General features: G+C 66.1%; 8 protein-coding genes. 7 read left to right on the top strand and 1 reads right to left on the bottom strand.

The features are described 5' to 3' along the window. Window positions 1–46 precede the first annotated feature (46 nt). Both QW861_RS08735 and asnB read left to right on the top strand, forming a co-directional pair. The gene (locus QW861_RS08735; RefSeq protein WP_316172937.1) at window positions 47–2,002 is read left to right on the top strand and encodes a TIGR04372 family glycosyltransferase; all 1,956 of its coding nucleotides are present in this window, start codon (window positions 47–49) and stop codon (window positions 2,000–2,002) included. Between the two features lie 38 nt (window positions 2,003–2,040). Beyond that, complete coding sequence (gene asnB / locus QW861_RS08740; RefSeq protein ID WP_316192919.1) at window positions 2,041–4,011, top strand: asparagine synthase (glutamine-hydrolyzing); 1,971 nt, start codon at window positions 2,041–2,043, stop codon at window positions 4,009–4,011. 105 nt (window positions 4,012–4,116) lie between these two features. Here the strand turns inward: asnB and QW861_RS08745 are convergent, their stop codons facing one another. Further along, window positions 4,117–5,079 (bottom strand): lysylphosphatidylglycerol synthase transmembrane domain-containing protein, encoded by a 963-nt coding sequence (locus QW861_RS08745; protein ID WP_315712786.1) that lies wholly within the window; start codon window positions 5,077–5,079, stop codon window positions 4,117–4,119. 187 nt (window positions 5,080–5,266) lie between these two features. Here QW861_RS08745 and QW861_RS08750 point away from each other — a divergent pair, with 187 nt between their 5' ends. The 5 genes from QW861_RS08750 to QW861_RS08770 all read left to right on the top strand — a co-directional run bounded on the left by QW861_RS08750 (window position 5,267) and on the right by QW861_RS08770 (window position 13,595). Continuing rightward, a complete protein-coding gene (locus tag QW861_RS08750; protein WP_315753219.1) occupies window positions 5,267–6,550 on the top strand; it encodes a nucleotide sugar dehydrogenase in 1,284 nt (427 codons plus the stop codon). A gap of 10 nt (window positions 6,551–6,560) precedes the next feature. Continuing rightward, entirely contained in the window at window positions 6,561–7,577 is a 1,017-nt protein-coding gene (locus QW861_RS08755) for an NAD-dependent epimerase (RefSeq protein ID WP_315753218.1), read from the top strand. A gap of 11 nt (window positions 7,578–7,588) precedes the next feature. Beyond that, window positions 7,589–9,001 carry a mannose-1-phosphate guanylyltransferase/mannose-6-phosphate isomerase gene (locus tag QW861_RS08760; protein WP_315753217.1) on the top strand — a complete coding sequence of 471 codons (1,413 nt, stop codon included), beginning with the start codon at window positions 7,589–7,591 and terminating at the stop codon, window positions 8,999–9,001. Window positions 9,002–9,071: 70 nt separating this feature from the next. Beyond that, a complete protein-coding gene (locus QW861_RS08765; protein ID WP_315712781.1) occupies window positions 9,072–11,294 on the top strand; it encodes a tetratricopeptide repeat protein in 2,223 nt (740 codons plus the stop codon). An 81-nt stretch (window positions 11,295–11,375) separates the two neighbouring features. Continuing rightward, window positions 11,376–13,595 (top strand): tetratricopeptide repeat protein, encoded by a 2,220-nt coding sequence (locus QW861_RS08770; RefSeq protein ID WP_316192920.1) that lies wholly within the window; start codon window positions 11,376–11,378, stop codon window positions 13,593–13,595. Window positions 13,596–13,629: the final 34 nt, after the last annotated feature.

Here is a 13,629-nt window from a genome sequence, read left to right on the forward strand (position 1 = left end):
GAACGCGCGGAATCCGGGATTTCAAGGTTGTGTGGAACTTGGTCGTATGAAACTGCAAAAGCAAAGGCCGATGCGCGGCGGCCGCCGACGGTTTGTCTACCAGGTCTTCGTCATAGTCGGAGCGACCCTCAATCTGCTGCCGCGACGCGCGGTGTTCCTTGGTCTGGTCATCGCTTTCGCCGCGAGACTTCCACTCCGGCGGCGCCTTGCTCAGGCCTATTTTCCCTATGCGACGTCGCATCTTGCAGCTCGGCCGGAGTTTCGTTTTTCGACGGCTCTCAGCCGATATTTCCCCGGCGCTTCGATTCAAGCCCTGAGCAGCATCGGTGCCTATCGCGAGGCGGCCGGGACTGTCGGCCGCGAAACCTTGGCGTTCGATGATGCGGACACCAGATACGCGCTGGTTCGATCCTTGTTCGAACTGGGCGAGTTTTCGGAAGCGCGCGATGCCGCGGCGGGAGCGAAGCCCGAACAGCTCGAAGCGATGGTCGATCTCGCCTTCTACAAGGCCATGGTCGACGTGATCGAAGGGGATGAGGCGGCGGCGCTCGACGCGATGTTCTGGGCGGGTCGGAGCAGCCTGCATTTTTTCCGTCCCCACCAGAACATCGCAGCTCGGAATTCACCGCGCTATGTTCCCAACAGCCTCGATTTCCTCTGCGGCGCTCCCGGCCGGCTGTTCGACCTGTGCAACTTCACGGGCCAGCGCGTGATGCATGTCGGTCGCGGCGAGATTGCAATTCGGTTGTATGAGCGCGCCTTGGATGCGCAGCGGGAACTGCGGGCATCGCCGCCACCGCTTTCTGATGAGTTGAAGCGTCTGCTCGACCGGCTCGGCCTCACCTTCGATACGCTGCGGCTCGTTCCTGAGGAATGGGCGACGCAGATCGGCCATCTCGGCATGCTCGACATTCTGTTTCGGATGCGAGAGCTGGGCTGGTGGTCAGGCGAAGCCGTGATCGTCGTCCGTCCCGATAGCATCGCCAACGCGGTCTTCTTCAAGCTGTTTGAAGGTTTCGGCAAGGTCGTGGTGATCGGCGAAACCGTATCGGAGCGACTGGGTGAGGAGCTGCTGTCCTTGCAGCGCTGGTGCGGGTTGAACTTCAACGCGTTCAGGCTGCCGGATGGGCGGGTCGTGCCCTGGCAGGACGCGGGTGCGATCGCCATCGAGCAATGGGAGCGTGAGGGCAGAGGGCATCCGTTGCGTGATGCCTACGACCGGAGTGCGGCCGCCGCTGCGGCTCGCTTCGATGCGTTCCGTTCCAGGTACGGCATGAAGCCCGACGACTGGTATGTGTGCCTGCACACCCGGGACGCAGCGCATTATTTCGAGTTCATGGGCACAGGGCAGACCCACCGCAATGCGCCGATCGAGACGTCTTTGGACGCCATTCGTCTGATCGCCTCCCGTGGCGGATGGGTCATCAAGCTCGGTGGTCCGAACTCGCCGAGGCTTCCGCCGATGGCTCGCACGATCGATTACGCGCTGAGCGAATTCAGATCGGAGCCGATGGACATCCACCTGATCCGCCACGCCCACGCCTTCATCGGGACGACGTCCGGGTTGACGAATGTCGCTGTCAGTTTCGGCATTCCTTGTGCGATCGTGAATGCGATCACGACCGACGCCCAGCTATGGAACAGCAACGTCCGTTTTGCCCTCAAGCCCGTCAGACTGGCAGACGGCACCGTGCTGACGCAGCACCAACTGACGACGTCGCCCTGGCGCTGGCGCGTGTTCGATGCGGCCGTGCTGGGCCGGAGCGGCGCGCATCCGGAGACCAACTCGGCGGACGACATCCGCCACACGGCGGATGAGGTCCTGGCCATCGCCGACGGTCGGTTGGCTGAATTCGAAGGCGATCACGATGGCGCACGACTGCTGTCGCGCTGGAGGCGTGCGCTGGGGCTGCCCTATTACTACGGCACCAGCCGTCCGAGCCTCGGTTTCCTGGCCAATCATGAGACGGAATTGCTGCACGACGCTGGTGAGGGTCACTGAGCCATGCAGATGGGGGACGAAGCGGCGGAGAGGGGACCATGTGCGGCATAGCCGGCCTGTTTCGCCTCGGCGGAGCCGACCAGGCCCAACTGGCCGGGATCGTCGAACGGATGACGGCAGCGCTGGCGCATCGCGGCCCCGATGCGTCCGGCAGTTGGATCAGTGCTGCGAAGGGGCTTGCCTTCGGACATCGCCGTCTGGCGATCCTCGATCTCTCCGAGGCCGGGGCGCAGCCGATGCACAGTGCCTGCGGACGCTACACCGTCACCTTCAACGGCGAGATCTACAACCATCTCGATGTCCGTGCAGAGCTGGAGGCCGCCGGCGCCGCGCCGAATTGGCGCGGTCATTCCGACACCGAAACGCTGCTCGCCGCGATCAGCCGATGGGGCGTTGAGCCGGCGCTTCAGCGCCTGATCGGCATGTTCGTCTTCGGGCTCTGGGACGCCGAAACTCGGCAGTTGATCCTGGCGCGCGACCGCTTCGGCGAAAAGCCGCTGTTCTACGGCTGGAGCGGCGCCGATCTGGTGTTCGGCTCCGAGCTCAAGGCGCTGGCGGCGCATCCCTCCTGGGCGCCGTCGCTCGACCGCGCGGCGCTCACGGCGTTCATGCGCTATTCCTACGTGCCTGCGCCTGCCACGATCTGGACCGGCATCCGCAAGCTGCCACCGGCGTCGTTCGTGAGCTTCGCCTTGGATGCGGCTCCCGGCGGCTGGCCACTGCCGCAACCCTATTGGTCGCTGCGCGATCGCGTCGCTGCCGCCCAGGAGGATCGCATCGCCGACGAGCGCGAGGCCGTCGATCGGCTGGAGCAGTTGCTGTCGGTCGCCGTGAAGCGGCAGTGCCTGTCGGACGTGCCGCTCGGCGCGTTCCTGTCCGGGGGCGTCGACTCATCGACCATCGTGGCCTTGATGCAGGCGGGGGCGAGCCAGCCGGTCCGCACCTTCAGCATCGGCTTTGCCGAAGGTGGCTACAACGAGGCCGAGGACGCCCGCAGGGTTGCCCAGCATCTCGGCACGGATCATACCGAGCTGTACGTCGATGCGCGGACCGCGATGGACGTGGTGCCGAAGCTGCCGCGGATCTATGACGAACCGTTCGCCGACTCCTCGCAGATCCCCACGCATCTGGTCGCGCAGCTCGCGCGCCGGCATGTGACCGTCGCATTGTCAGGTGACGCGGGCGACGAGCTGTTCGGCGGCTACAACAGGCATGTCTGGGGCGGCGCGCTGCAGGCGCGTCTTGGTCGCGTGCCGATGCCGCTGCGGCGTGCCATTGGCGCCGTTCTCGGCGCGATCGCCCCAGAGCCGGCCGAGACGGTTCTCAGGGCGCTGCAGCCGGTGTTGCCGGCCCGATTGAAGGTTCGGCATGCCGGCGATCAGGTGGCCAAGCTCGGCCGCGTCATTGCCGCCGACGGCTTTGATGGCCTCTACCGGGCGCTGTGCTCGATCGATCAGGATCCGGCCGGGACGGTGGTGGGTGGCACGGAGCAGGAGAGTTGGGCGGGGAGCGAGATGCGGCAGCTCGCGGCGCGGCTCGATCCGCTCGACCGCATGACCCTGGCGGATTCCCTCAGCTATCTCAGCGACGACATCCTGCAGAAGGTCGATCGCGCGGCGATGGCGGTTGCGCTGGAGACGCGTGTGCCGTTCCTCGACAAGGACGTCGTCGAGTTCTCCGCCAAGGTGCCCGCCGGCATGAAGGTGCGGGACGGCCGCGGCAAATGGCTGGTGCGGCAGGTGCTGTATCGCCACGTACCGGCCGAGATGATCGATCGGCCGAAGACGGGCTTCAGCATTCCGCTCGACGCGTGGCTGCGTGGGCCGTTGAAATCCTGGGCCTCGGACCTGCTGTCGCCGGAGCGGCTGAGGCGGCAGGGCCTGTTCGATCCGGTGCGGGTGACGCGCATGTTCGACGAGCATCTCAGCCGCCGCCACAATCATTCCTACTGGCTGTGGAACGTGCTGATGGCGCAGGCCTGGCACGACGAATGGGCGCGCGCCGCTTAGAGCATGATGATCCGGAAAAGTGGAAACCGGTTTTCCGAAAAGATCATGCTCAAACAAAGAGATGAGATCATGATGCGATTCCGTGGAATCGCATCATGATCCAGGTCAGTCTTCGACCGTCGCGGGAACGGCGAGGCGGCCGGCGCCTTTTTCGGCGCTGAGAATCCACACCAGCCCGCCCATGCCGCCGACGATGAAGTAGACCGCGCCGAACAGGATCGAGACCACGGTGCCGTCCGCCGGCGCCAGGCCGGCATAGCCGAAAGCCACCATCATCGTCGCCTCGCGCACGCCCCAGCCGGCGATCGAGATCGGCAGCATCGTGATCAGCATGATCGGCGGGGTCAGCAGGAACAGTTGTTCGAATGCGGCTGGCGCCGCGATGGAGCGCACCGCGCACCAGGCAATGACGACGGCCAGCACGTGAATTGACAGTGACAGCGCGGCGATCTTCGCAGCCGTGGTTCGGCCGAAGATCACCTTGTTCGCGATCACCGAGCAGGCATAGACGTGACGCGTCGGCCACCACGCCTTCATCCACGCCGCCGGCAGATGGCCGATGGTGAGGAAGCCGACGCCGGCCGCCAGCGCGGCGGCGTCGACCAGCACCAGGGCCAGCCGCCCGTGCTCGTCGGCGATCATGCCATAGCTCCACGGCAGGCTCGAGACGATGATCAGCGCCAGCGCAATGAAGCCGACGGCGCGGTCGGTCAGGATCGAGTAGCTGGCCGCGCGCCAGCCGGCGCCGGTGCGCCCGATCAGCCAGAGACGCACGGCATCGCCGCCGATCGAGGACGGCAGGGTCTGGTTGAAGAAGGCGCCGATCATGTTGTAGCGGAACGCCTGCAGGTCCGTCAGCGGCGCGCCGCACAGCGCGGAGATCTCGCGCCACCGCAGGGCGCCGATGAAGATCTGCACCAGCGTGATGGCTACCGCCAGCCCGATCCAGCCGATGTTGATCTGGCTGAGCCGCTCGCGGATCGCCGCAAAGTTGATCCCGCGCAGAGCGAGATACAGCAGGGCCAGCGACACCACGATCCGGAGGAGAAGAATCAAAAACGCACGCATGCCAGGCTGGCTTCGCTCTTGGTTGAAACGGTCCAAGCCGAGTGCGATACGCGCAACTCCCGTCCTGGCAAGGCCGGACCCCGGTCGAGGGGGAGCCTTAGCCGCCCCTTGCGGTCCTGATGCCCCGGTGGCTAAACAGTCGCAGGGGTGGCGTCAATGGCCTCCGAAACGACCGGAATATCAATTTATGTCTCATGGCCGGAAGATTGCGGTGATAGGCCTTGGCTATGTCGGCCTGCCGGTCGCGGCTGCGTTCGCGCGGACAGGCTGCCCGACGATCGGGTTCGATATCGATGCGGTCCGGGTCGCGGAGCTGAAGGATGCAAGGGACCGGACCTGCGAGGTCGATGCGGCCGACCTGCGCCGGCCAGGCCTGCGCTTCACCAGCGAGCCGGATGATATCGCGACTGCCGATTTTTTCATCGTCACCGTTCCGACCCCGATCGATAGCGCGCGGCGGCCCGATCTCGGCGCCATGCTGGCCGCGACGCGCACGGTGGGGGCCGTTCTGAAACGCGGCGACATCGTCGTCTATGAGTCGACCGTGTACCCGGGCGCCGTCGAAGAAGACTGCGTCCCGTTGCTGGAGAGCTGCTCGGGACTGAAGGCGGGGACGGATTTCAACGTCGGCTATTCGCCGGAGCGCATCAATCCCGGCGACAAGACGCATCGCTTCGAGACCATCACCAAGGTGGTCTCGGCACAGAATCCGCAGACGCTCGCGATCGTCGCCGCCGTCTACGGCTCGGTCGTCACCGCTGGCATCCATCGCGCGCCATCGATCAAGGTCGCCGAGGCGGCCAAGGTGATCGAGAACACCCAGCGCGATCTCAACATCGCCTTCATGAACGAGTTGTCGCTGATCTTCCAGGCACTGGAGATCGATACCGGCGACGTGCTCGCGGCTGCCGCGACCAAGTGGAACTTCCTGCCGTTCACCCCCGGCCTGGTCGGCGGCCACTGCATCGGCGTCGATCCCTATTACCTCACCTACCGCGCCGAGAAGGCGGGCTACCATCCCGAGGTGATCCTGGCGGGCCGCCGCATCAATGACGAGATGGGCCGGCGCATCGCGCGCGAATGCATCCGCGGATTGCTGCGGCGGAAGGGCCGGGGGGGCGTCGTCACCATTCTCGGCATGACGTTCAAGGAGAACGTGCCGGACATCCGCAATTCGCGGGTGATCGACATCATCAGCGAATTGCAGTCGTTCGGCGTCGAGGTGCAGATCGCCGATCCCCTCGCCGATGCAGCGGCGGTGCACGAGGAGTATGGCATCGGCCTGACGGCGATCGAGGCGCTGCGCCCAGCCGACGCGGTGGTGTTGGCCGTGTCGCACGATCAGTATCTCGCCGGAGGCTGGGCTCTCGTGCAGGGCCTGCTGCGCGAGGAGAGCGGCCTCGTGCTCGACGTGAAGATGAAGCTCGACCGCGCGAGCAAACCCGCCGCCATCGAACTGTGGCGACCCTGACGGAGCGACCATGGCAGATCATCCCATCCTCGTGACCGGCGCCGCCGGCTTCATCGGATTCCACCTGTCGCAGCGGCTGCTTGCGGAGGGGCGCCGGGTCATCGGCATCGATAACGTCAACGCCTATTACGATCCGAAGCTGAAGGAGGCGCGCCTCGAGATCCTGAAGGCGCAGCCGGGTTTCGTTTTTCATAAGCTCGATCTCGTCGACCGCGCCGGCATCAAGGCGCTGTTCGCCCAGCATCGCTTTCCGGTCGTGGTGCATCTCGCCGCTCAGGCCGGCGTGCGCTACTCGCTGGAAAATCCGCACGCCTATGTCGACGCCAATCTCGAAGGCTTCATCAACGTCCTCGAAGGCTGCCGCCATCATGGCTGCGAGCATCTGCTGTTCGCCTCGTCCTCATCGGTCTATGGCGCCAACACCAAGCTGCCGTTCTCGGTCAAGGACAATGTCGATCATCCGATCAGCCTCTATGCGGCGAGCAAGAAGGCCAACGAACTGATGGCGCATTCCTACAGCCATCTCTACCGCCTGCCGGCCACCGGGCTGCGCTTCTTCACCGTCTACGGCCCCTGGGGCCGTCCCGACATGGCGATGTTCATCTTTGCGAAGGCCATCCTCGCCGGGCAGCCGGTCAAGCTGTTCAATCAGGGCCGGATGCGGCGTGATTTTACCTATGTCGACGACATCGTGCAGGCCATCGTCCGCCTGATCGGCCGCCCGCCCCAGGGAAACCCGGATTGGGATGGAAACAGGCCCGATCCGTCGAGCAGCCGGGCGCCATGGCGGATTTACAATATCGGCAACAATCATCCCGAACAGCTGATGGACGTGATAACGTTGTTGGAGAAGGAATTTGGGCGGCCGGCCATCAGGGAAATGCTGCCGATGCAGCCCGGCGACGTCGAGGCGACCTATGCTGATGTCAGCGACCTCGAACGCGACATCGGCTTCCGGCCGGCGACGTCGATCGCCGACGGCATCGGACGTTTTGCGAAATGGTACCGCGACTATCACCGAATTTAACGGGTTGATTCATGACCGGACGCATCATTCCTCTCATCATGTGCGGCGGCGCCGGGACCCGGCTCTGGCCGGCCTCGCGGGAGGTTCGCCCGAAGCAGTTCCTGCCGCTGTTCGGCGCCCGTTCCACGTTCCAGGACACGCTGCTGCGCGTATCCGATGCCGACTTGTTCGAACGGCCGATCATCATCACCAATCTGGCCTATCGCTTCATGGTGCTGGAGCAACTGGCCGAGATCGGCATCGAGGCGGACGTGCTGCTGGAGCCGATGCGGCGCGATTCGGGCCCGGCCATCGCCGCCGGAGCGGCGTTCGCCCAGTCGCGCCATCAGGACGCTGTCGTGCTGGCACTCGCGGCCGATCACGTCGTCCGTGACACCCCCGCTTTTCTCGCGGCGTGCCGGCAGGGGCTCGCGGCCGCCGAGGCCGGCCGCATCGTCACCTTCGGCGTCAATCCGGAGCGCGCGGCCACCGAATATGGCTATATCAGCCCGGGTGCATCGGTATCCGGGGAAGTGCGGGCCGTCGCGAAGTTCGTCGAGAAGCCGGATCAGCCGACCGCCGAGCGCTACATTCGCGAAGGCTATCTCTGGAACAGCGGCAACTTCATGTTCCGCGCGTCGGTCCTGCTCGATGAATACCGCAAGTTCGATGCGGGCAGCGTGCAGACGGTGATCGACGCTGTCTCCAAGGCCGGCCGCGACCTCGGCTTCATCATCCTGGACTCCGATGCCTTCGCGGCGGCCAAGCCGATCTCGATCGACTATGCCGTGATGGAAAAGACCGAACGTGCCGCCGTGGTGGCGGTGTCGTGCGGTTGGTCTGATGTCGGCTCCTGGCATGCGGTCTGGGAACTGTCCGACAAGGACGAGCAGGGCAATGCCGCGCGCGGCACCGCCGTGTTCGAGGATTCCCGCAACTGCAACGTGGTCACCGACAAGGCGCTGGTCGCGCTCGAGGGCGTCGACGATCTCGTCGTGGTGGCGGCGCAGGATGCCGTGCTGGTGTCGCGCCAGCGCGATGCCAACGGGTTGAAGCGGCTGGTCGCCAAGCTCAAGACCGTCGCGCCCGAAGTGACCGAGGCGCACATCAAGGTGCATCGGCCCTGGGGCAGCTATCAGTCGGTCGACAATGGCGAGCGTCATCAGGTCAAGCGCATCATCGTCAAGCCCGGCCAGCGGCTGTCGCTGCAGAAGCACTATCACCGCTCCGAGCACTGGATCGTAGTGCGCGGCGCGGCGCGGGTCACCATCAACGAGACGGTCAAGACCGTGCACGAGAACGAATCGATCTACATTCCGATGGGCGCGGTGCACCGGCTGGAGAACCCGGGCAAGATCCTGCTGGAACTGATCGAGGTCCAGACCGGGTCCTATCTCGGCGAGGACGACATCATCCGCATCGAGGACGATTACCGCCGCGAGTAGGGCGGGGTCTCGCCGCGAATCACGCGAGCCGTGCTAGATAGCCCCGGACGTCGTCCGCCGGAGAGCTTCCTTGCAAAGCACGATCGGATCGCGCGCGTTCCAGAACGCGCGCCTGCAGAAGAAGAACCGCAAGCAGGCCGACGGCCTGCTGCCGAAGGCCGTCGAGGCCTACCGGTCGGGCCGGCATGCCGACGCCCAGGCCATCTGCGGTCAGGCGCTGGCCCTCGTGCCCGATCATTTCGACGCCCTTCACCTTCTCGGCGCCTCCGCGCTCGACAGCGGTCGGCTCGACCTCGCCGAGCAGGCCCTGACCCGCGCCGTCGCGGTGGAGCCGCGCAATGCCGAGGCCCTGGCCAATCTCGGCCTCGTGCTGTTCAGCATGAAGCGCTACGAGGAGGCGCGCGCGGTGCAGGAGCGCGCCGTCGCGCTCAAGCCCAATTTCGCCACCGCGCTGACGAGCCTCGGCAACACCCTGATGAACATGCAGCTGTTCGCGCAGGCGATCGAGGTGCATGACCGCGCCATCGCGCTGAAGCCCGACTTCGCCGACGCCTACTGCAATCGCGGCATGGCGCAACTGCTCCTGCTGCGCAACGAGGAGGCCAGACAGAGCTTCGACCGCGCCTTGGCACTGGCGCCGCGGCACATGCAGGCGACCTTCGGCAAGGGGTTGGTCAGCATCAATCTGCGGCACCTCGAGCAGGCGCTCGCCGCCTTCAACGCCGCCCTTGCCATGAAGCCGGGCACGGCGGCCGTCATCGCGCAGCGTGGCCGTCTCTATGTGCAGATGGGACGGTTCGCCGAGGCCGAGGCCGATTTCGATGCCGCGCTGGCGACCGACCCCGGGCTCGAGGCGGCGCTGCTCGGCAAGGCGCATGTCTGCGTGCTCACCGAGCGGATCGCTCCGGCGATGCTCGCCTGCAAGCGGGTGCTGGAGCAGAATCCGGCGTCGGAGGTCGCGCTGATCTGGCTCGGCACGTGCCTGGCGAAGCAGGGCGACACGGCCGGCGCCATCCAGCACTTCGACCGCGCCCTCGAGATCAAGCCGGATTTCGAGGATGCAATGATGAAGAAGATCTTCGCGCTCGATTTCTATCCCGGCGCCGACGTCGCCGTGCATCAGGCCGTCCGCCGCGAATGGTGGGAGCGGATCGGCGCGCATATCTCGCAGCGCCAGCTCGCCGCCATCGACCGTGATCCGGATCGCCGCATCACGGTCGGTTACGTGTCGTCCGACTTCCGCAGCCATTCGGCCGCGCTGACCTTCCTTCCGGTGCTGCGCCATCACGACCACGCGGCGTTCAAGGTCATCTGCTACTCGTGCTCGCCGCTGGTCGATTCGGTCACCGAGCAGTGCAAGGCGGCGGCCGACGGCTGGGTCGACGGATCTCAATTGTCCGACGATGAGTTGGCCGATCGCATCCAGGCCGATCAGGTCGACATTCTCGTCGACCTCTCCGGTCATTCGGCCGGCAACCGGCTCACCGTGTTCGCCCGCAAGCCCGCGCCGATCCAGGTCACCGCATGGGGCAATGCGACCGGCACGGGATTGCCCACGATGGACTACTTCTTTGCCGATCCGGTGACGGTGCCGGCGGCGGTGCGGCCGCTGTTTGCCGAGCAGGTCTACGATCTTCCGGCGCTGATCACCACGGATCCGCTGCCGGACGCGCAGCCGACGCCGCTGCCGATGCTGCGCAACGGCTACGTCAACTTCGGTGTCTTCAACCGCGTCGACAAGATCTCCGACGAGGTGCTGAGGGTGTGGTCGGCGCTGCTCCAAGCGTTGCCGGACGCCCGCATCGTCATCAAGAACGGCGCGCTCGAGGACGCATACCTGCGCGACACGCTGATCGCCCGCTTCGCCGCGCACGGCGTCGGCGAGAGCCGCCTCACCTGTCTCGGCGCTTCGATGCGCCATGAGCACATCGCGGCGTTCGCCAACATCGACATCTCGCTCGATCCGTTCCCGCAGAATGGCGGCGTCAGCACCTGGGAATCGCTGCAGGCCGGCGTTCCCGTGGTTGCCAAGCTCGGCAACAGTGCAGCGTCGCGGGCCGGCGGCGCGATCGTCAAGGCGATCGGGCTCGACGACTGGGTGGCCGAGGACGACGAGGGGTACATTGCGATCGCCCTGAAGCACGCGGCGCGGCCGGCCGAGCTCGCTCAGCTCCGTGCGGAGCTGCCGATGCGGGTGGCCAACTCGGCCGCCGGCAACGTCGAGACCTACACGCGCAAGGTCGAGGAGGGGTATCGCCAGTTCTGGCGCCGCTATTGCGCTACTGGCGGCTGAGGCCCATCCGTCGCGGCCTGAAGCAAGGTCGCGCGTGAACAAGCCCGATATGTAGATCCACGCGTTATTCGGAGGCCGTCTTTGGCAAGCGATGTCGGTTCCCGTGCGTTTCAGAATGCGAGGCTGCAGAAGAAACACCGCAAGCAGGCCGATGCGCTGATGCCCGCGGCCGTCGCCGCCTATCGCGGTGGTCGGCGGGCCGAGGCCCAGGCGATCTGCGGCCAGATCCTGGCGTTGCTGCCGGACCATTTCGATGCCCTGCATCTGCTCGGTGTGACGGCGCTCGACGGTGGCCAGATCGATCTCGCCGAGCAGGCGCTGACCAAGGCCGTCGAGATCGAGCCGCGGAATGCCGAGGCGCTCTCCAATCTCGGTCTCGCGCTGTTCAACCGCAAGCGCTTCGAGGAGGCGCGCAAGTGCCAGGAGCGCGCCGTCGCGCTGAAACCGAATCTGCTCGTGGCGCTCACGGGCCTCGGCAACACGCTGATGCGCCTGGGCCGGCCGGAGGAGGCGATCACCGCGCATGACCGGGCGATCGCGCTCAAGCCCGACTATGCCGACGCCTATTGCAATCGCGGCATGGCGCTGCTTCCGCTCGCCCGCAATGCAGAGGCCAATGCGAGCTTCGATCGCGCGTTGTCGCTCAACCCGCGTCACATGGAGGCGATGTTCGGCAAGGGGCTGGCCAGCATCAATCTGCGTCACGTGACCGATGCGCTCGCGGCCTTCGATGCGGCGCTCGCCATCAAGCCCGGTGCACCGCAAGTGCTCGCCCAGCGCGGCCGGCTGCATCAGATGGCCGGGCGTTTCGACCAGGCGAAGGCGGACTACGAGGCGGCGCTGGCGCGTGATCCGATGCTGGAGATGGCGTTGCTCGGCAAGGCCCAGCTCGGCCATTTCAAGGACGTCGCCCAATCCGTCGACGCCTGCCGCAAGGTGCTGGAGCAGAATCCGCGCTCCGAGGAGGCCTGGCTGTGGCTCGGCGTCTGCTATGGCAAGCAGGGCGAGGTCGCCTCGGCCGTCGCACATTTCGATCGCGCCCTCGAGATCAGGCCCGATTTCGCCGAGGCGATGACCGCCAAGATCTTCACGCTCGAGTTCATGCCGGAGGCCGATTTCGCGCTCCAGCAGGCGGCGCGGCGCGAATGGTGGCAGCGGATCGGCGCCCACATCCCGCGCCGGCCGGCGGCCAAGCGCGATCTCGACCCGGAACGACACCTGACGATCGGGTACGTCTCGTCCGACTTCCGCAATCATTCGGCCGCGCTGACATTTCTGCCGGTACTCAGGCATCGCGACCCGCAGAATTTCGCGATCGTCTGCTACGCCTGCTCGCCGGTGCAGGACAGTGTGACCGCGCAGTTCCGTGCCTGCGCCGATCTCTGGGTCGACGCCGTGCAGATGTCGGACGACGAACTCGCCGACCGCATCACGGCCGATGGCGTCGATATCCTGGTCGATCTCTCCGGCCACTCCGCCGGCAACCGGCTGCCGCTGTTTGCCCGCAAGCCCGCACCTATCCAGGTCACGGCCTGGGGCAGCGGCACTGGCACCGGCCTGCCGACCATCGACTACTTCCTGGCCGATCCGGTGACGGTGCCCGACGCCGTGCGTCATCTGTTCGCCGAGCAGGTCTACGACCTGCCGGCGGTGATCACCACCGAAGCGTTGCCGGACATCGCGCCGACACCGCTGCCGATGCTCAACAACGGCTTTGTCAGCTTCGGCGTGTTCAATCGGCTCGACAAGATCTCCGACGCTGCGCTGATCGTCTGGACCCGCATCATGCAACAGCTGCCGGACTCGCGCATCGTGATCAAGAGCAGCTCGCTCGATGATCCCTTGTTGCGCGATCGTCTCCTGGCGCGCTTCGCCGCCCATGGTGTCGCGCCGGAGCGGGTCGTCTGCCTCGGCTGGTCGACGCGCGAGCAGCAGATCGCGCAGTTTGCCGAGGTCGACGTCTCGCTCGATCCGTTCCCGCAGAACGGCGGGGTCAGCACCTGGGAATCGCTGCAGGCCGGCGTGCCGGTCATCGCCAAGCTCGGCTGCAGCGCGGCGTCGCGTGCCGCCGCCGCGATCGTCACGGCGGTCGGGCTCGGCGAATTCGTGGCCGAGGACGACGAGGGCTATGTTGCGCTCGCCGCGAAGTGGGCCTCTCAGCCGGCGGAGCTCGCCAAGCTGCGGGCCGCGCTGCCGGCGATGGTCGCAGGCTCGGCCGCGGGCAACGTCGAGACCTACGCGCGCAAGGTCGAGGAGGGCTACCGCCTGTTCTGGCGCCGCCATTGCGCCGGCGCCGGCTAGTCCTGGTGTCGCGGCATCCGCTCGTGCCGCATGT

Origin of the sequence: Bradyrhizobium sp. SZCCHNRI1029, assembly GCF_032487555.1 — a bacterium.
Classification (GTDB): Bacteria; Pseudomonadota; Alphaproteobacteria; order Rhizobiales; family Xanthobacteraceae; genus Bradyrhizobium.

Coding starts and splice junctions, on each gene's coding strand:
- QW861_RS08735 (WP_316172937.1), top strand. CDS start 47: ATGAAACTGCAAAAGCAAAGGCCGATGCGCGGCGGCCGCCGACGGTTT.
- asnB (WP_316192919.1), top strand. CDS start 2,041: ATGTGCGGCATAGCCGGCCTGTTTCGCCTCGGCGGAGCCGACCAGGCC.
- QW861_RS08745 (WP_315712786.1), bottom strand. CDS start 5,079: ATGCGTGCGTTTTTGATTCTTCTCCTCCGGATCGTGGTGTCGCTGGCC.
- QW861_RS08750 (WP_315753219.1), top strand. CDS start 5,267: ATGTCTCATGGCCGGAAGATTGCGGTGATAGGCCTTGGCTATGTCGGC.
- QW861_RS08755 (WP_315753218.1), top strand. CDS start 6,561: ATGGCAGATCATCCCATCCTCGTGACCGGCGCCGCCGGCTTCATCGGA.
- QW861_RS08760 (WP_315753217.1), top strand. CDS start 7,589: ATGACCGGACGCATCATTCCTCTCATCATGTGCGGCGGCGCCGGGACC.